This window comes from Pseudolysinimonas yzui (assembly GCF_014653215.1).
In the GTDB taxonomy this organism is placed as follows: domain Bacteria; phylum Actinomycetota; class Actinomycetes; order Actinomycetales; family Microbacteriaceae; genus Pseudolysinimonas_A; species Pseudolysinimonas_A yzui.
This window is the reverse complement of sequence record NZ_BNAI01000011.1, coordinates 1-16,348: the sequence shown is the minus strand read 5'-3', so window position 1 is coordinate 16,348 and position 16,348 is coordinate 1. Positions and strand designations below refer to the sequence as shown.

Annotated in this window: 16 protein-coding genes; 9 read left to right on the top strand and 7 right to left on the bottom strand. The window is 68.5% G+C overall.

Annotated features, from left to right (window positions below; all coding sequences use genetic code 11):
• Positions 1-7 precede the first annotated feature (7 nt).
• Positions 8-391, bottom strand: a complete 384-nt coding sequence (locus IE173_RS14490) for a GIY-YIG nuclease family protein (RefSeq protein WP_191284238.1) — start codon at positions 389-391, stop codon at positions 8-10.
• A 715-nt stretch (positions 392-1,106) separates the two neighbouring features.
• On the opposite strand from IE173_RS14490, the gene IE173_RS14480 reads away from it, so the two are divergent.
• Genes IE173_RS14480 through IE173_RS14465 form a run of 4 tightly spaced genes read left to right on the top strand, consistent with a single transcriptional unit; the run spans position 1,107 to position 3,158 of the window.
• A complete protein-coding gene (locus IE173_RS14480; RefSeq protein WP_191284236.1) occupies positions 1,107-1,484 on the top strand; it encodes a DUF6804 family protein in 378 nt (125 codons plus the stop codon).
• The gene (locus IE173_RS14475; protein ID WP_191284235.1) at positions 1,481-2,089 is read left to right on the top strand and encodes a hypothetical protein; all 609 of its coding nucleotides are present in this window, start codon (positions 1,481-1,483) and stop codon (positions 2,087-2,089) included. Before IE173_RS14480 ends, IE173_RS14475 begins: the two co-directional genes overlap by 4 nt.
• Positions 2,086-2,646, top strand: coding sequence for a hypothetical protein (locus IE173_RS14470; protein ID WP_191284234.1), 561 nt, complete (start codon positions 2,086-2,088; stop codon positions 2,644-2,646). The genes IE173_RS14475 and IE173_RS14470 overlap by 4 nt, the downstream gene beginning before the upstream one ends.
• Entirely contained in the window at positions 2,643-3,158 is a 516-nt protein-coding gene (locus IE173_RS14465; RefSeq protein WP_191284233.1) for a hypothetical protein, read from the top strand. Before IE173_RS14470 ends, IE173_RS14465 begins: the two co-directional genes overlap by 4 nt.
• On the opposite strand, the gene IE173_RS14460 is transcribed toward IE173_RS14465, so the two are convergent.
• Positions 3,115-4,356, bottom strand: coding sequence for a hypothetical protein (locus IE173_RS14460; protein WP_191284232.1), 1,242 nt, complete (start codon positions 4,354-4,356; stop codon positions 3,115-3,117). The genes IE173_RS14465 and IE173_RS14460 overlap by 44 nt on opposite strands.
• Before the next feature lie 169 nt (positions 4,357-4,525).
• Between IE173_RS14460 and IE173_RS14455 the strand changes: the two genes are divergently transcribed.
• On the top strand, positions 4,526-6,664 hold the full coding sequence (locus IE173_RS14455) for a DEAD/DEAH box helicase (RefSeq protein ID WP_191284231.1): 2,139 nt from the start codon (positions 4,526-4,528) through the stop codon (positions 6,662-6,664).
• 758 nt (positions 6,665-7,422) lie between these two features.
• On the top strand, positions 7,423-7,809 hold the full coding sequence (locus tag IE173_RS14450) for a GIY-YIG nuclease family protein (RefSeq protein WP_229842132.1): 387 nt from the start codon (positions 7,423-7,425) through the stop codon (positions 7,807-7,809).
• A 58-nt stretch (positions 7,810-7,867) separates the two neighbouring features.
• Here IE173_RS14450 and IE173_RS14445 read toward each other — a convergent pair whose 3' ends face one another.
• Complete coding sequence (locus IE173_RS14445; protein ID WP_191284230.1) at positions 7,868-8,746, bottom strand: aminotransferase class IV; 879 nt, start codon at positions 8,744-8,746, stop codon at positions 7,868-7,870.
• Positions 8,746-9,060, bottom strand: a complete 315-nt coding sequence (locus tag IE173_RS14440) for a tryptophan synthase subunit alpha (RefSeq protein ID WP_191284229.1) — start codon at positions 9,058-9,060, stop codon at positions 8,746-8,748. The genes IE173_RS14445 and IE173_RS14440 overlap by 1 nt, the downstream gene beginning before the upstream one ends.
• 36 nt (positions 9,061-9,096) lie before the next feature.
• Here IE173_RS14440 and IE173_RS14435 point away from each other — a divergent pair, with 36 nt between their 5' ends.
• The 3 genes from IE173_RS14435 to IE173_RS14425 all read left to right on the top strand — a co-directional run bounded on the left by IE173_RS14435 (position 9,097) and on the right by IE173_RS14425 (position 11,835).
• Positions 9,097-11,046: a DUF2207 domain-containing protein gene (locus IE173_RS14435; protein WP_191284228.1), complete on the top strand. Its 1,950-nt coding sequence runs from the start codon at positions 9,097-9,099 to the stop codon at positions 11,044-11,046.
• Between the two features lie 203 nt (positions 11,047-11,249).
• Positions 11,250-11,519, top strand: coding sequence for a toxin-antitoxin system protein (locus tag IE173_RS14430; RefSeq protein WP_191284227.1), 270 nt, complete (start codon positions 11,250-11,252; stop codon positions 11,517-11,519).
• A complete protein-coding gene (locus IE173_RS14425) occupies positions 11,500-11,835 on the top strand; it encodes a type II toxin-antitoxin system PemK/MazF family toxin (protein ID WP_191284226.1) in 336 nt (111 codons plus the stop codon). Before IE173_RS14430 ends, IE173_RS14425 begins: the two co-directional genes overlap by 20 nt.
• Here the strand turns inward: IE173_RS14425 and IE173_RS14420 are convergent.
• From IE173_RS14420 to IE173_RS14410, 3 genes are all read right to left on the bottom strand, one after another.
• The gene (locus tag IE173_RS14420) at positions 11,832-12,242 is read right to left on the bottom strand and encodes a type II toxin-antitoxin system VapC family toxin (protein WP_191284225.1); all 411 of its coding nucleotides are present in this window, start codon (positions 12,240-12,242) and stop codon (positions 11,832-11,834) included. The genes IE173_RS14425 and IE173_RS14420 overlap by 4 nt on opposite strands.
• Complete coding sequence (locus IE173_RS14415) at positions 12,239-12,466, bottom strand: type II toxin-antitoxin system Phd/YefM family antitoxin (protein ID WP_229842131.1); 228 nt, start codon at positions 12,464-12,466, stop codon at positions 12,239-12,241. The genes IE173_RS14420 and IE173_RS14415 overlap by 4 nt, the downstream gene beginning before the upstream one ends.
• A 125-nt stretch (positions 12,467-12,591) precedes the next feature.
• Entirely contained in the window at positions 12,592-16,245 is a 3,654-nt protein-coding gene (locus IE173_RS14410) for a TM0106 family RecB-like putative nuclease (protein ID WP_191284223.1), read from the bottom strand.
• Between the last annotated feature and the right edge of the window lie 103 nt (positions 16,246-16,348).

Genomic DNA, 16,348 nt, shown 5'->3' with positions numbered 1-16,348 from the left:
CCTGAGCCTAGGTTCTCGGTGGTCGAGTAGCCGCCGCAGGCGGCGTGTCGAGACCCGGTTCGAGATTCGGTGGTCGAGTAGCCGCCGGAGGCGGCGTGTCGAGACCCGGTCGGCGATACGCGCTCCTGCTCAGTCCGGGCAGCTCGTCGAATCGCCCCTCGATCAGAGCTTCTCGCTTGGCGCGTGACCAGTTCTGCACCTTCTTCTCGAGGGCGAACGCGTCATCGACGAGCTGGAACTCGTGTGCCCACACCAACTCGACCGGGCGACGGCGGCGCGTGTAGACGGCCCCCTCTCCCGCGGCATGTTGTGCCAGGCGGCGTTCGAGATCGCGGGTGCTGCCGACGTAGTAGCTGCCGTCGGCGCAACGGAGGATGTACGTGAAGGGCATGGCCCATCGTCGTTCGTGGCGGCGCGATGCGGAGCGGTCTTCACAGGGGAGATCGTTGCCCACAGGGTCTCGACACGCCGCCTGCGGCGGCTACTCGACCACCGAGTGCAGCACGCCGCCTGCGGGCGCGGGGGAAGGGTCAGGCGCGGGCGCCCTTCGCCCAGTCGACAACGACGTCGTTGGGACCGTCGCCGATCTTGGCGTGCAGTTTCGAGCCGGGGAAGAGCAGCGGCAGGGCGCTGTTGGGCACCCCGTTGCCGACCTGCACCTGGTAGCTCTCGGCACCCTTGTCGACGGTCAGGGTGAGCGCCTGCACGGGGTCGCCGGCCGACGAGGTGAGCCCCATCGGCTGGTTCGCCACGAGCACCACGGCGGCATCCGTTCCGTTCTCGAGGATNGCCGGGTCGACGCGCACGGCGAGGGCGGTCTGACCGGGCACCAGCTGGGGGATGTAGATCTCCTGCACGCGCTGCACGCAGGTCGCGGGGTACGGGGTCTCGCCGTCGAGGTAGACCTGCAACGAGAAGGTGCACTTGCGTTCGACGAGTCCGTTGCCGAACTGCATCGTCGTGCCCGAAAGGTCGACGGCGAGCAGGTCGGCGCGACCGAGGATGCCGGTGGTGAGGAGGTCGTTGTCGACCGATCCGACGGCGGAGCGGAACGAGTCGGCCAGTTGATCGAAGAAGCCCATGGCCGACATCGTAGGGTTGCTGGGATGTCCTCATCTAGCTCTCGCCCCGCGGGCCGGTACGGCTCGAAGCCCGATCCCGGCACCCGTCGCCTCGCGCTCGCGCCCGGGTTGATCGCCGCCCTCGCCCTGCTCATCGGGGTGACGGTGCTGGGCGACGGCCCGTTCACGGTCGTGCAGTACGTCGTCGCGATCTTCGCGCTGATCGTCGCGGTGTTCGCGTACCAGGCGAAGCAGTGGTGGTGGTTGCCGTTGTTCGCGGTGATCGCCGTCGTGTGGAACCCGATCTGGCCCCTGCCGTTCGAGGGGTCGCTGTGGCAGGGCGCGCAGTACGTCGCGGCCGTCGTCTTCCTGCTCGCCGGGTGGTTCATCAAGGTGCCGATCCCCGAAGACCAGCGCCGATGACGCTGCGCAGCCACCTGCGGGCGTGGTGGCCGGTCATCGCCGCGGGCGGTGTGCTCCTCACCGGCGGGCTCGTCGCCATCCCGCTGGGCGGCTGGGACACCGTCGAGCTGCAGAGCGCCGTCGTGCCCGAGCATCCGGTCGGTGAGCCGTACGCCGGGCACCGGGTGAGCACCTCGATCGACGACATCTATCTCACCGACACCCATCCCGACGGCTACACCGAACTCGAACCGGGCACGACGTTCCTGGTCGTGGTGGCGACGATGGAGAACCTCACGGCCGAGCCGCAGTCGTCGCTCGGGTCGGCCGCGTTCTACGCGTTCACCCTGCCCGGCGTCGTCGAGCCGGACGTGCTGCTCTCGGGCAGCACGACGTGGGCCCGTCTCGTGCGCGATGGCGGCCCCGGCTCGACCCTCAGCCCCGGGGTGCCTGACACCATCCAGTTCATCTTCATGATCGACGCCGACCTGTACGAGGCGGGCGAGGAGGTGCGCATCGGACTCACCGACGCGACCCCGGAGCAGGCCGACCTCTTCGAAGGCACCCGGTGGGCGCGGCCGCACGTCGCGGTCGAGGTGCCGATCGTCATCCGGGAGCAGCGATGAGACGCGCGCTCGCCGTGCCGGCCGGGCTCGGGCTGCTGCTGCTCGCGTTCGGGGTGGCGTACTCGACCCCCGGCGCCCCCCAGGTGGAGGCGCCGTTCGTGGTGACCGGCGGGGTGGGCGACCAGATCGTCTCGCAGCATCTCGTCGCGACCGTGAACGACGTCGCCCTCGCCGAGGTGGTCGAGCTGAACTCCTGGACCGGCACCACCTCCGGGGTCTGGCTCGTCGTGGATGCGACCGTCGAGGCGCGCATCGAGCGCACGGGGGTCGAGGCGAACCTGTTCATCGCCGGGGTGCGCTACCCGGGCACGAACCGCACGAGCACCGACACCGTCGACGGCCGGGTCGCGGATGCCGGATTCCCGGTCACCGGGGCGATCCTCATCGAGCTGCCGGCCGACGTGCAGACCATGCCCGGCGCCGCCGCGGCGGTGCTGCGACTCAGCCCGGGAATCGATGCTCGACTCGACAGCGTGATCGAGCTCACGCTCGACCTCACCCCACTCGACGTCGCCGGCCGGGTCGAACTCGCAACCCCGCGGGACGGCGCCCGATGAGCGCGTGGGTGCGGCGCAACCGCTGGTTCCTCATCGCGTTGGGTGTGCTGATCCCCACCGCGATCGTGGTGTCGCTCGTTCCGCGGTGGTTCCCCTACCAGGAGATTCAGCCGCAACCGGAGGCCGTCGAGCTCGGTGAGACGGTGCGCTATTCGGGCGCCGACATCCAGCTCACCGCTCTCGAGGTGCTCGACGGCGCCGAGGTGGGTGCCGCCGCGGGGGCGGATGTCGTGGTCGCCACGTTCGCGATCGACGTCGTCGAACCGCCGGAGGTCGCCCTCTGCCGGGTGCATATCGTGTCGAACGAAGCCGGGTTCGAACGCTTCTGGGATTCCGAGCTCTTCGTCAGCGACTACCGGGTGCCCGACCGGTTCGAGCAGACCTGTTCGCTGAGCGAGGTGGGCTCGTACGACCTGCAGATGACGTTCCTGGTGCCGCGCGGCGAGGTACTGAACCCGGTGGTGGAACTCAGCTCGTCGGCTGCCCTGCCGCGGGTGCTGCGGCTGAGCTGACGACGTCACCCGCTTCGTCGATCAGAGCCTCGGCCTCGTCACTGCGCAGCGCGTGATCGAACGCCGCGGCGACGAGGCACACCTGAAGCACGCCCGTGATCGCCATGACGACGACCTCGACGGCGTCGCTGGCGCCGTACCACCAGCCGGTCTCGTGCGGCCCCAGCAGGCGGTAGATCCCCAGGGTCAGCCAGGTGCCGGCCGCGGTGACGACGGCGAACGCCAGCAGGTAGGTGCCGAGCGCGATCGGGCCGGAGCGCCAGATGAGCCGCGCCGCAAGCGCGACCGGACCCCAACGGTCGACCAGCCCGGCCGAGATTCTGGTGCCGATGCGCCGCAGCCACACCGGCATCCTCGACCACCGCTCGCTCGCCTTCGACAGGGTCGTGGGCGCGGGACGCTTGCTGCGCGGCATCGTGCCGAAGTAGATGATGGATGCGATGGCGAGCCAGGCGAGCGGCAGCGCGATGAGCGTGCCGGTCTGGCCGAGTGTCCAGCCGACGACATCGCCGACGGTGCCGAGCCACGGCAACGAGTCGACGATGCCGGCCCACCCGTCGACGGCCCACGCGAACATCCGTCGCGTCGCGAGCCACGGGGGCACCTGGGCGACCAGATCCTGGATGACGAGCAACAGCACCAGCACCCAGACGGCCTCGAGGTAGGTGGCGACCGCGGCCGTCCAGCGCGGCAGTTTCGCGGCGAACCGACCCAGGAGCCAGCGCAGGCCGAACGCGACGACGACCAGCGTGGCCGTCATGACGCTCAGCGGGATCGACGTGTTGGCGACATTGCCGCCACCGAGCAGATCGGCCTGCTCCAGTGCGGACCCGAAGTAGTCGAGAAGGTCGGTGCGGATGAGGTTCCACGCGACGTAGAGCAGGAAGAACGGCAGGATGGCGGCGAGCAGCGTCTCGCGCCAACGCCGGATCGCGCCCGGGGCCGCTTCGCCGACCTCGACGTCGTCGACCCGACCGAGGTGCGGAAGCTCCCGTCGGATCGCCAGATACATGCCCACGAATGCCGCGAGTTGGGCGAGGATCGCGAGCGGCAGGATGAGCAGCCCGAACAGGTCACTGGCGTTGGCCACGAAGGCGGCGAGCCGGATGACCAGCGCCCGAAGCGTCCACCCCAGCAGGTACCAGGCGAGCAGGGCGGGCCAGCACCGCACGAGGACCCGGAGGGCGGTGGAGAGCACATGCGATCCTAACCGCGGCCCGGCTGCGCTAGACTGGTCGCGCTCCCCACCCACCGGTCAAGCCGGGTCTGGGTACGTTTCGCGGAGCATGTCTTGGATCACATACGATCCGCTCCCCGAGCGGATCGCACAGCAGGCTCCCGAATCACTGCGGGGGCCAAGGAGACCGATGAGCCCTTCCGGGCAGAGCAAGAGTCCTTCGGGGCAGAGGTCGTCGACCCGCAAGCGCTCGAACGCGCAATCGCAGCGGCGGCGTCAGCACCAGGACGAGACCGGCGTCATCCCGATCCTCGCGCGCACCGTGCGGGCGATCGAGAACTCCGCCGAGCGCGGCAAGGTCAACCCGTCGAACCGCATCAAGTTCCGGGTGGTCGCCGCGTTGGTGCGCGAGGAGCGCACCCGCATCAAGACCGACAAGGCGCTGACGGATGCCGAACGCACGAAAGAGCTGACGCGGCTCGACGGCATCGCGACGATCATGGCGAAGACCGCGTCGCGCGACACCTCGCTCATCCAGTTGCTCACCGACACCGCGCCGCTCACCCCGCAGGCGCAGGAGGCCAAGCGGGCGATGCTGCTCGAGGCCGGCGCCGAGCTGTCGCCCGAAGATCTCATCGTCGTCACCGAAGCACCGGCGACGCGCGACGACGAGAAGCACGTCGTTCCGCAGTCGGTGAAGCAGTACCAGATGGCCAACCCGTTCCTCGCGCCCGACTTCTCGTCGGCCACGGCATCCAAGTCGTCGACCGCCGGGCGCCTCGCGAACTGGGAGCTCATCGAGCCGCTGTTCCGGTCGTTCGAGATGGGATCGGGTGGCGGAGCCGCCAGCATGGATCTGCCCGAGGCGCGTTCGCTCGCGGCCGCCGGCGGCAAAGAGCTGATGCGGCACCAGGCGCGCTTCATCGAGAGCGCCCGCGCCGGCCACCGCACCTACCTGCTCGCCGACGAGCCCGGGCTCGGCAAGACCGCGCAGGCACTGCTCGCCGCCGAGGCATCCGGCTCGTACCCGCTCGTCGTCGTCGTGCCGAACGTCGTCAAGGTCAACTGGGCGCGCGAGGTCGAGAAGTGGACGCCGCATCGCGTCGCGACCGTCGTGCACGGTGACGGCGACGACATCGACGCGTTCGCCGACGTCGTGATCGTCAACTACGAGGTGCTCGACCGCCACGTGGCGTGGCTCTCGCGCCGTGGCTTCAAGGGCATGGTCGTCGACGAGGCGCACTTCATCAAGAACAAGGACTCGCAGCGCAGCAAGAACGTGCTGTCGCTGTCGAAGAGCATCCGCGCGGTCACGCCGAATGCGCTGTTCGTCGCGCTCACCGGTACGCCGCTGATCAACCAGATCGAAGACTTCAGGATGATCTGGCAGTACCTCGGCTGGATCGACGACAAGAAGCCGCTGAGCGCCCTCATGCGCAAACTCGAGGAGACCGAGCTGAACCCCGGCGACCCGGGCTTCTTCTCGGCGGCCCGCAACGCGGTCATCGACATGGGCATCGTGCGGCGTAAGAAGGTGGATGTCGCCGCCGACATCCCCGCCCGACGCATCGCCGACATCCCGGTCGAACTCGACGGCGAAGCCGGCCGCTCGATCCACGAAGCCGAGCAGGCGCTCATCGCCCGCCTGGTGGAGCGTTACCGGCGCCTCACCGCGGCGCGCCCCGACACGTCGCGGGAGGAGGCCATCCGCATGGTCGCCGCCGCCGAACTCGAGGAGTCGCGTGGGGGAGGTGCCGACGGCACCAACGTGTTCGCGATGGTGCGGCGCATCGGGCAGGCGAAGGCCGTTCCGGCGGCCGACTACACCGTCAACCTGGCGCGCAACGTCGGCAAGGTGGTGTTCTTCGCGAAGCACATCGACGTGATGGATGAGGCCGAGAAGTTCTTCAAGAAGGCCGGCCTCAAGACGGTGTCGATCCGCGGCGAGCAGACCACGAAGGCCCGCACGCTCGCGCTCGACGCGTTCACCAACGACCCCGAGGTGTCGGTCGCGGTCTGCTCGCTCACTGCGGCGGGCGTCGGCATCAACCTGCAGGTGGCATCCAACGTCGTTCTCGCGGAACTGTCGTGGACGAACGCCGAGCAGACGCAGGCGATCGACCGCGTGCACCGCATCGGGCAGGAGCTGCCGGTCACCGCGTGGCGCATCATCGCCGCCGGAACGATCGACGGCCGCATCTCGGAGCTCATCGACAGCAAGGCCGGCCTCGCGGCGCGGGCCCTCGACGGCGAAGATTTCGAGGCGGCGGAAGGCTCCGTGCAGCTCGAGGCGCTCATCTCGCTGCTCAAGGATGCGGTGGCCGAGTAGCGGTGTCGAGACCCCGCGCAAACCCTCAACTATCTAGTGAAAGTTAACGGGTTGCGCACTGTTCACCGCTGAGTAATCTTGTGTTCGCCGGAAGGGAAACCTGAAGGCGACAGAACGGTCCTCGAGGCTCGACGAACCCCCAGCTTGCTGGTGGGAACGCGGTTTTCGGGGGCCGTTCGTCGTTGTCGGCACCTTCCCGGCCACTCCGACTTTGTACCCCGTTTTGTCCTCCATGGTGCGGACACCCCCACTGGGGACAGCGGGGGATAGACAATCCTGGCTACTCTTCAAGAGCACTAGTTGGGGGACTAGCCAGACGGCGGTGATCTCGTCACTAACGCGAATCGCATTACGGGGGTAAGAGCGATTTTCGCGGACGATATCACCGCCGTCAGTATTTAACCCGCAACTCTCAACTATCTAGCGAAACTTGACGGGTTGTGCGCCGCGTGGGGCTGAGTAATCTCGTCTCAACCGAAACGGCGAAACCCGAAGCGGACGGTGTCACAGCCGCCGGCCGAGGGACCGCAGACCGGCTGACTCGGGGTCATACTCGGGTCAGAACGGGGCGGGGCTCAGCGGCCCCCTGGCGTCATAGTCGGGAGGAGCGCAGGCTGCTTCGGTCCGTGAGCTCGCGGATCGCGGACGCCGGATTGGTCACTGAACGGCCCTGGGATTTCTAGACCCGGGGTCGTTCGTGGTTTAACCCCCGCCCGCCCCTCGCGGGTCGAGTGCCACGGGAGGTTCCCGCGGGTCGAGTGCCGCCGAAGGCGGTGTATCGAGACCCCGCCCGCGCTGACGACCTGTGGATGCCGGCGGCAGCGCAACGGCGAGGGCGCGACGATGTCAGGATGATCGCCTGCTACATCCTGCGCTGTGCCGACCTGAGCTACTACGTCGGCAGCACGAGGAACCTCGAGCACCGACTCGAACAGCATGCGTCGGGCATGGGATCTGCATACACCGCGAAGCGGCTTCCGGTGGAGCTCATGTGGTTCGCCGAGTTCGACCGCATCGACGACGCGTACCTGCTGGAAAAGCGCATTCAAGGCTGGTCGCGGGCGAAACGGGAAGCGCTCATCGCCGGACGGTTCAACGACCTGCCTGCGCTCAGTAGGAAGAAGTTTCCGCGAGCGGCGGGATGAGGTTGCTCGGGGCGCGGTCTCGATACACCCGCTACGCGGGCACTCGACCCGCGGAAGGTCAGCCCGCGAGGGAGTGCAGGTGGGCGGTGAAGGATGCCGTGAGGGCGGCATCCACCGGCTTGGGGGTGCCGTCGACGGCACGGATGGGGGCGGCGAGCCGCACCGATGAGACGAGCCACGCGGCGTCGGCGGCGGCGAGGTCGGCCGGGGTGAGCAACTCGTAGGTGGTCTCGTACCCGTTGCCGGCGGCCCACTCGAAGAGTTCCGCCTGCGTGGTGCCGGCGAGGATGCCGGCGTCGGTGCGGGTGGTGCGCAACGTCATCCCGGTGCGCAGCACGAGCGTCGAGGTGGGGCCTTCGAGCAGGTACCCGTCGCTCGAGACGAACACGACGTCGTCGGCATCCCGCCTGGCCGCCTCACGGTAGGCGGACCGATTGACGGCGTACGAGATCGTCTTCGCGCCCTGCAGCAACCACGGAGCGGTCTGTGCGATGTCGTGCCGGTAGCCGCGGTCGAGCAGCACGACCCGCAACCCGTCGGCGCGCACGGAGGCGGTGGATGCCGAGGCCGTCGCGTAGGCCCAGCCGGTGGGCGTCGTGCCGCCTTCGATACCGCGGCTGAGCACCATCTTGACCCAGCCCTCACTCGACGGGTCGAGGTCGAGTGCGGCGGCGACCTCGTGCAGGGCGGCATCCCAGATGGTCCAGTCCTGCGCGGGCAGGTCGAGCATCCGCACCGACTGGGCGAACCGCTCGAAGTGCCGCGCGGCCTTGATCGGGTGACCCTCGTGCAGCCCGACGGTCTCGAACACCCCGTCGCCGCGGGTCGCCGCGAGCTCGGTCACGGTGAGCGCTGGCTGGGCGGGGTCGACCAACCGGTAACCGGTCGCGGAACCCGCGGAGTCGAAGGTAAACAGGGCGAGAGCGGATGCCGACATCAGGCGCTCGCCATGCGGCGGTCGAGCATCGACCACACCGTCGGGGTGAGGTCGGGGTAGGCGAGGGCGATCTGGCGCAGCATCCGGTAATCCACCTCGGGGGTGGGGCGGCGCGAGTTGTCGGCCATGATCAGTTCGGCGCGCAGAATCAGCACCACGAGTTCGTCGACCGTCGGGATCTCGTCCATGAATGCCCACGGGTCTTCACCCGAGCGCAGCCGCTCGACGATGACGGTGCCGAGTTCGTCCTGGGCTTCGGCACGCAGCACTTCCAGGCTGGCGCGGCGGGGGCGTCCGGGGCTCTCGGAGGTCACCGTTCGAGCCTACGCGCCCGTCGATAGGGTGAGGGAATGCCGAGGTTCGCGCGCGTCGTCGCCACCGTCACCCTCGGAGCCGCGCTGGTGTTCGCTCCCGCCGGAGCTGCGACGGCATCCGAATCCGACCTCGACGACTTCGCGATCGAGTCGTTCGACGCGCGCTACGTGCTCACCCGCGACGCCGACGGTCACGCGCACCTGCAGGTGACCGAGACGATCGTCGCCGTCTACCCCGACTTCGACCAGAACAAGGGGTTCTACCGCGACATCCCCGAGTACCGGCACGGCGTGCAACTGCACACCGCGGTGGATTCGGTGGTCGACGAGTTCGGCCAGCCGGTGCCGTACACAACCGAGTACTACTACGACTTCTTCAGCGTCGGCCTCGGCGACGACACCTACGTGCACGGTCGGCAGACCTACGTCATCAGCTACCGCCAGATGGATGTCGTGGAGGCGTTCGCCGACACCGGCGCCGACGAGTTCTATTGGGATGTCAACGGCACCGGGTGGGCGCAGCCCTTCGGGAGCGTGAGCATGACGCTCAGCGTCGACCCGTCGCTCGTGCCGGCCCTCACCGGAGCGACCGACTGCGCCGTGCTGGTCGGGGAGTGCGACGAGCCGCTCACGATGACCACGGCGCTCGACGGCTCGGCGGTGTTCACTGCCGTCTCCACCGGTCTGGTGCCGAACGAGTCGCTCACCGTCGCGATCGCGTTCGCCCCGGGCACGTTCGTTCCGGGTGAGGTGGTGGTGGCTCCGCCGACCGACGACGGCGGCGGCGACTACGAGCCGGTGTACGAACCGCCGACGTTCTGGCAGGCGGCCGCGCCGTTCATCGTCGGCCCGGCCGGCGTCGTCATCGCGTTCATCGCCGGCGTGACCCAGGGGGCCGACCGCTCCCGGCGCACCGGTGCGAGCGACATCATCATTCCGCAGTACACGCCGCCCGACGGGCTCAACGTGATGGTCGCGGCGTACATCGCCGGCCGGCCGGAGCGGGCGTTCGCGGCGCAGATCGTCGACCTCGCGGTGCGCGGCAACGTGCGGCTGCTCGATCACCCCACCGACGACTCGGCCCCGTTCGCCGTCGAGCTGCTGCACACCGACGGGCTCGACGATCTGGAGACCCAGCTCGTCGAGTCGATCTTCGGATCCGACCCGCAGCCCGGCCGCCGCATCCCGCTCGGCTCGTCGAACACGACGCTCGGCACGAAGCTCACCGGGGTCTACCGCGCGGTCGACAAGAAGCTCAAGAGCGACGGTCTGCAAGACACCCCTCGGCCGACCGGGCTGTGGTCGGTGCTGTTCTTCCTCTCGGTGGTCGTCGTGATCATCGGCGGTTTCATCGCCTTCTCCCGGCTCGCCGGCGACGGCGCCTTCGAAGCGACGGCGATCTCGACCGTCATCGCGTTCTTCGCCGCGCGCGCGACGTATGCCCGACGCTCGACGGTCGCTCCGCTGAGCGCGCGGGGCCGGGAGACCAACGATCACCTGCTCGGCATGCGTGACTACATGCAGCTCGCCGAGGAGGACCGCATCCGGATGCTGCAGAGCCCCGAAGGCGCAGAACGGGTGGATGTCGACGACCAGGCGCAACTCGTGAAGCTCTACGAGCGCCTGCTGCCGTATGCCGTGATCTTCGGCATCGAACGCGAATGGTCGGAAGAGCTCACCGTGAAGGCCGCCGCCGCGCACGTGCCCGTCACCTGGTGGGCGGGCTCGAGCGACTTCTCGTCGTGGCGGCTCAACTCGACGATCCAGCAGCTGCGCCGCGCGACGCCCGAGCCTCCGCGGCCGGTCGTCGCAAAGGCGAAGTCGTCGTCGTCGGGCAGTGGATGGGGTGGTTTCGGCGGCGGTTGGGGCACCGGTGGCTCGTCGAGTGGCTGGAGCGGCTCGTCGGGTTCGTCGTTCAGCGGCGGCTCATCCGGCGGCAGCTTCTCGGGCGGCGGCGGAGGCGGCGGAGGGGGCCGCGGGCGTTAGCCCTCACGTCGGCGCGTCAGACGATACGCGACGCCCGCGGGGGATGAGCCCCGCGGGCGTCTGCGTGACCGTTGGGTGATACGCCGGGCGGCCACTTCCCGGGGCACTTGTTCGGATTTTCGGCAAGTCTCGCAGACGAACCTCGGCGTCGGGCCTGGGAAGATCCTCGGAATCCGGCAGTATACCGAGGGTATACTGCCGGGATGGCCACGACGATCAAAGTGCCGGAAGACCTCCGCGACCGTCTTAACGCGCGGGCGCGGGCATCCGATCTCACCGTCGCGCAGGTGATCGAGAAGCTCATCGCTGCGGATGAGCGCGCCGAACGGTTCCGCGCGATCAAAGAAGCGCGGGCGCGCACGACTCCTGCACAGTGGGCGGAGTACGAAGAGGAGACACAGATCTGGGAGCGAGCGTCCAACGAGGACCTCGCGAAGTACGACCCTCTCCCTGATGAACCTTCTGCCGGGTGATGTGGTCTGGGTCGACCTCGAGCCGACCCGCGGGCGTGAGCAGGGTGGCGTGCGTCCGGGTGTCGTCGTCTCGTCGGCGGCTGCTCTCGAAGCTGTCGACTCGCTGGCCATCGTCATCCCGCTGACCACACGCGACCGGGGCTGGCCGAATCACGTTCCCGTGGCCGGGATGACCGGTCTCAGTGCCGCGAGTTGGGCGATGACCGAGCAACCGCGGTGCGTCGCGCGCGAGCGGATACTGCGGTGGACGGGTGCGGTCGACGAGGAGACGTTCGACACCATCCAGATGTACCTACGCGACGCGCTCGACCTCTAGGCCGATGCCTCGCGCACCGTCCGCACGTCGAGGCCGCTGATCGCCGCGAAGTCGTCGGGGTTGGCCGTGTAGAGCGGTATATTGTGCGAGATCGCGGTGGCAGCGATGAGCGAGTCGAACGCTCGGGCGACGCGCTTTCTGCCCGCAAGGCGGAGGTCGGCCGCTACTCCGCTGTATATGCGAGCGACCGCGGCATCGAACGGCAGGGGCTCGAAGTCGGATTCGGCTTGCTGCACGTGCAATTGGCGTAGCGCGCGCTCGCGAGGATCGGTGGTCAGCAGCGGCCCCACCGAAAGCTCCGCCAGCGTGACGGTGCTGATTGCCGAGACGGCAGGCAACGACTCAGGGTCGAGGTGGGCGAGCCGGATGACGACATTGGTGTCGATGAGTCCGCGTTCGGCGGTCACAGCGACTGGTCCAAGATGCTGTCGATGTCGGCGCGCAGCTTGTCGGGATCGATATCGGGTAGGTGTCGACGGCGGGCGATGAGTTCGGCCGTCGAGACTCCACGGCGCGGAAGGGGGCGGATCTCGGCGATCGGCTCGCCGTCACGCGTGACGATCATCGCCTCGCCGCGCGCCACCTCGGCGAGGATCTCGCCGCCTCGATTTCTCAGGTCTCGAATGGTCACGGTTCTAGGCTCGCCCATGAGGGCACTGTATCACCGGTGATACACGACGATTGGGAAGATCTCCCCACTGGCCAGGCTGTGGAGGGGTGGGGTTTCGAGACGCGTCCGGCTGAGCCGGGCGCTCCTCAACCCGCGGTGGGGGCGGGGGAGGTCAGGCGGATGAAGCCGGAGAGTTCGGCGAGGGCTTGCGGGGTGTGGGGCAGGTAGTCGCGCAGGGCGGGGGAGTGGATGAGATAGGCCGCCCACTTGCCGCGCGAGATGGCGACGTTGAGCCGGTTGCGCTGCAGCAGGAACGAGATGCCGCGCGGCACATCCGCCGCTGAGGATGCCGTGAGCGACACGATCGCGACCGCCGCCTCCTGCCCCTGGAACTTGTCGACCGTTCCCACCGGCACGTCGCCGAGCCCGGCGGCAGCGAGGGTGCGGCGCAGCAGATCCACCTGGGCGTTGTACGGCGCGACGACGATCAAGTCGGCCGGCCGCAGCAGGTCATCGCGACCTGTCGACGGATCGCGCCACGGCATCCCGATGTGCCGTTTCACCAGGGCGACGACGGCGGCGCACTCCTCGACCGATTCGATCGAGTTGCCGACGTGGTCGATCGGGATGGCGTGGAGGCCCGGGGCGACGCCGTCGAGCAGGCGGTCGGTGGTGTCGGGCAGGTGGGAGCGCAGGCGGCCTTCGTACGACAGATCCGACACCGGTCGGGTGAGGTCGGGATGCATGCGCCAGGTCTCTTCGAGGAAGTACCCGAGTTCGGCGGGCAGCACGTCGAGCCCGTCGCTCAGCCAGCCGAGGGCGGAGAGGTAGATGTGTTCCGGGTGGGCTCCCGTGGTGACCTGCGGCAGTTGCTGCGGGTCACCGAGCAGCAGCAGCCGCTGCGCCGCCACCGACACGGCGATGGTGTCGGCGAGGGAGTACTGGCCGGCTTCGTCGATGACGAGCAGGTCGAGACTGTCGGGCTGCACTTTGCCGCCGTTCGCGAAATCCCAGGCGGTTCCGCCGAGCACGAACCCGGCGGTGAAGTGCTCGCCGATGAACAGAGGGATATCGTCGTTGCCGGGCAGCACCGTCCAGCGGGGCGGGGTGGGGTAACCGGAGCTGGGGGCCTTCTTGCCGACCCGCTCCGGGGGAACCCCGGCATCCAGCACCTTGCCCAGCAGGTTCTCGATGACGTCGTGCGACTGTGCGACGACGCCGACCTTCCAGCCCAGCTCGGTCACGAGGTGCGCGATCACGTTCGACCCGACGTAGGTCTTACCCGACCCGGGCGGCCCCTGCACCGCCAGGTAGGAGCGGTCGAGCCGCACGAGCGACTCGACGATCGCCGCCGGCACCCCGTCGATGCCGATCGGTTCGAGCCCGTCGCCATCCACCATGCGCGGCGGGATCCGCCGAAGGATGTCTAGCGCCGGGTCTGCGAGGTGGGTCTCGACACGCGGCTGCGCCGCTACTCGACCACCGAGGGACTCGGCGACGCGGGCACCCCACTTGAGGATGGCTTCGCGCTGCGCCTTCGTGGGGATCGGGCGACCAGGGGTGAGGGCGATGGGCAGGGCCGTCCACGGCTCACCGCCCCGCCCGACGTTCTCGTCGAGCTCGATGTCGTAGGCATCCGGCCGGCCGTCCACCGCGGTCACCGAGAGGATGCGTGTCTTGTCGTGCTCGCCGCGCAGCCCGGGCGCGGTCTCACCGCACACGTCGGGCACGGGCTGCTCGTACATCGCGAACGGCTGGTCGCCTTCGCGCACACGGGCTCCGCCGGCCATGGTGCCGCGCACCTTGATCACCCGATGCTCAGCAGACCGCGGCGTCGGCTTCGCCCAGTCCGACACGAGGGTGGTCTTCTCGATGAAGAACACTTCGCGGTCGTCGGCGAGGTCGCCGTCATCCATTCCTTGCCGCGCGAAGTGCCCCCACCAGTAGGTCTTGTCTTCGCGCCGGTGGTATTCGATGGCGGCGGCGGCGAGGGCGATCGCCTGCTGGTCGGCGGTGCGATCTTCAGCCGGGATGCCGTCGACGTGCGCGTACAGCGCGTCACGCACGGTCGCCTCACGCCGCTCGATCTCTTTCTCTTCGATCTCGCGCGCCACCCGCGTGCTGACCGGCTCGACGCCGTTCTCGCGAGCCCGTTCGAGCAGCCAGTTGCGCAGCCGGTGGGTCGAGACGCAGTCGTACTCGTTGTAGGCCCGGATCTCTTCGAGCTTCGCCTGCGCGTCGGCCTCGGCCCCGGCATCCCGCAGCTCGGTGTAGTCGACGTAGAACTGAATCGACTCGTCGCCTTTGGTGAGGTCGCCGGTGCGCACGTCGGCGCCCATGTAGAGCGGCTCGAGGCGTTTGATCGAGTAGGAGCCTTCCGAGATGCGGATGCTGCGCCGCACGATCGGGTACAGGTCGACGAACACATCCTCGGTGAGCAGTTCATCGAGGATGCTCTCACCCACCCCGTAGCGCGCGGTCAGCGCCTGCAGGTGCGCCCGCTCGTAGTCGGCGTAGTGGTAGATGTGCAGCCCGGGATGCCGCTGGCGGCGCTGCTGCACGAACTCCAGAAAGTCGATCAGCGCCTGCTTCTCTTCGTTCCGATCGTGTGCCCAGAACGCTGTGAACACTTCTTTCGGTGGTCGAGTAGCCGCCTCCGGCGGCGTGTCGAGACCCTCAAGCGTGACCAACCCCCACAGGTAGTCGAGCCCCCAGTCCAACCCGTTGGCGGTCCACAACGGATCCCCTTCGAAGTCGAAGAAGATGTCACCCGCATCCGCCGGCGGCAGAGCCGCCAACCCCTGCGCCGACGCGATCTCCCACGCCACCCGATGCAGCCCGCTCTCGTCATCTCCGGGAGCCTGAAGTTGCATCCGAGCCTGAGCCCGCAGTTTCGCGAGGGCGTGATCCCCGATCCCCTCGACGGGCCCCTCGGAGGCGGCGAGTTCATCGATCGTGCGGATGCCGACCTCAGCCAGGCGTGCCCGCGCGGTGGTGCGCATCCCGGCGACGAGCAGCACATCGCGGGTGCGTTCGATCTCGGGCGCACACCACTCGCACCGCCCATCGGCCACATACCCGGCAGCACCCCACTCGATGGGATTCGGATCGTCGAGCCGCGCCTCGATCATCTCTTTCAGCCGTGCGACCCGGTCGTGGAACACCGGCTCGATGTCTTTGAGCGAGTGCTTGCTCTCTTCCCCATTGCCGAGCAGCAGGTACGTCTCATCAGCAACCGGGATGCCGAGCTTGCGCAACTGGTCGGCATACGCCGCGAGCTGCAGAAGCGCGGTGACGCGCGCTTTGCGAGCGAGTTTGGTGTCCCACACCTGGTACGCGAACTCACCCCCCTCGGTGGTCGAGTAGCGGCCCTCCGGGCCGCGTGTCGAGACCCCCTCCGCGGGGACCTTCACCAAGAAGTCGGCGAACCCCACGAACCCGATGCGGCTGTCGTCGGGCTCATCGAAGAAGGTGGCCTGGAAGACGACATCCTTGCCCTGCTGAAGCGCTTCGATGGTGCGCTCTTGCGCGGCGCGGAGGATGTCGGGGTCGGCGCGCGCGTCTTCGGTCTCGATCTCGACGACGCTGTCGGCGTAGGTGGACTTGTAGTTCTCGAGCGCGCGGGCTTCGTGCTCCCCACCGAGAAGACTCGCCCGGGCGAGCATCGGATCGTCGGCTTCCTCGATCGCCTCGATGCGTCCCAGCTTCGCGTCGAGCTTTCGCATGAGCGCCCACTCGCACTCGACCGCAGCCTTGAGGTCGGAGGCGCTGTAGTGCACGCGGGATGAGCGGACGAACATGCGTTTCTCCTATGTCAAGCTGCGGCCGCGAGGGGGGCGGTCGCGGAGGCTTGGTCGGTGGTCAGGTGGTTGTAGACGATGCGGGCGAGGCGTCGTTTGAGGC

Coding starts and splice junctions, on each gene's coding strand:
- IE173_RS14445 (WP_191284230.1), bottom strand. CDS start 8,746: ATGTCGGCATCCGCTCTCGCCCTGTTTACCTTCGACTCCGCGGGTTCC.
- IE173_RS14480 (WP_191284236.1), top strand. CDS start 1,107: ATGTCCTCATCTAGCTCTCGCCCCGCGGGCCGGTACGGCTCGAAGCCC.
- IE173_RS14465 (WP_191284233.1), top strand. CDS start 2,643: ATGAGCGCGTGGGTGCGGCGCAACCGCTGGTTCCTCATCGCGTTGGGT.
- IE173_RS14410 (WP_191284223.1), bottom strand. CDS start 16,245: ATGTTCGTCCGCTCATCCCGCGTGCACTACAGCGCCTCCGACCTCAAG.
- IE173_RS14470 (WP_191284234.1), top strand. CDS start 2,086: ATGAGACGCGCGCTCGCCGTGCCGGCCGGGCTCGGGCTGCTGCTGCTC.
- IE173_RS14430 (WP_191284227.1), top strand. CDS start 11,250: ATGGCCACGACGATCAAAGTGCCGGAAGACCTCCGCGACCGTCTTAAC.
- IE173_RS14435 (WP_191284228.1), top strand. CDS start 9,097: ATGCCGAGGTTCGCGCGCGTCGTCGCCACCGTCACCCTCGGAGCCGCG.
- IE173_RS14490 (WP_191284238.1), bottom strand. CDS start 391: ATGCCCTTCACGTACATCCTCCGTTGCGCCGACGGCAGCTACTACGTC.
- IE173_RS14455 (WP_191284231.1), top strand. CDS start 4,526: ATGAGCCCTTCCGGGCAGAGCAAGAGTCCTTCGGGGCAGAGGTCGTCG.
- IE173_RS14475 (WP_191284235.1), top strand. CDS start 1,481: ATGACGCTGCGCAGCCACCTGCGGGCGTGGTGGCCGGTCATCGCCGCG.
- IE173_RS14425 (WP_191284226.1), top strand. CDS start 11,500: ATGAACCTTCTGCCGGGTGATGTGGTCTGGGTCGACCTCGAGCCGACC.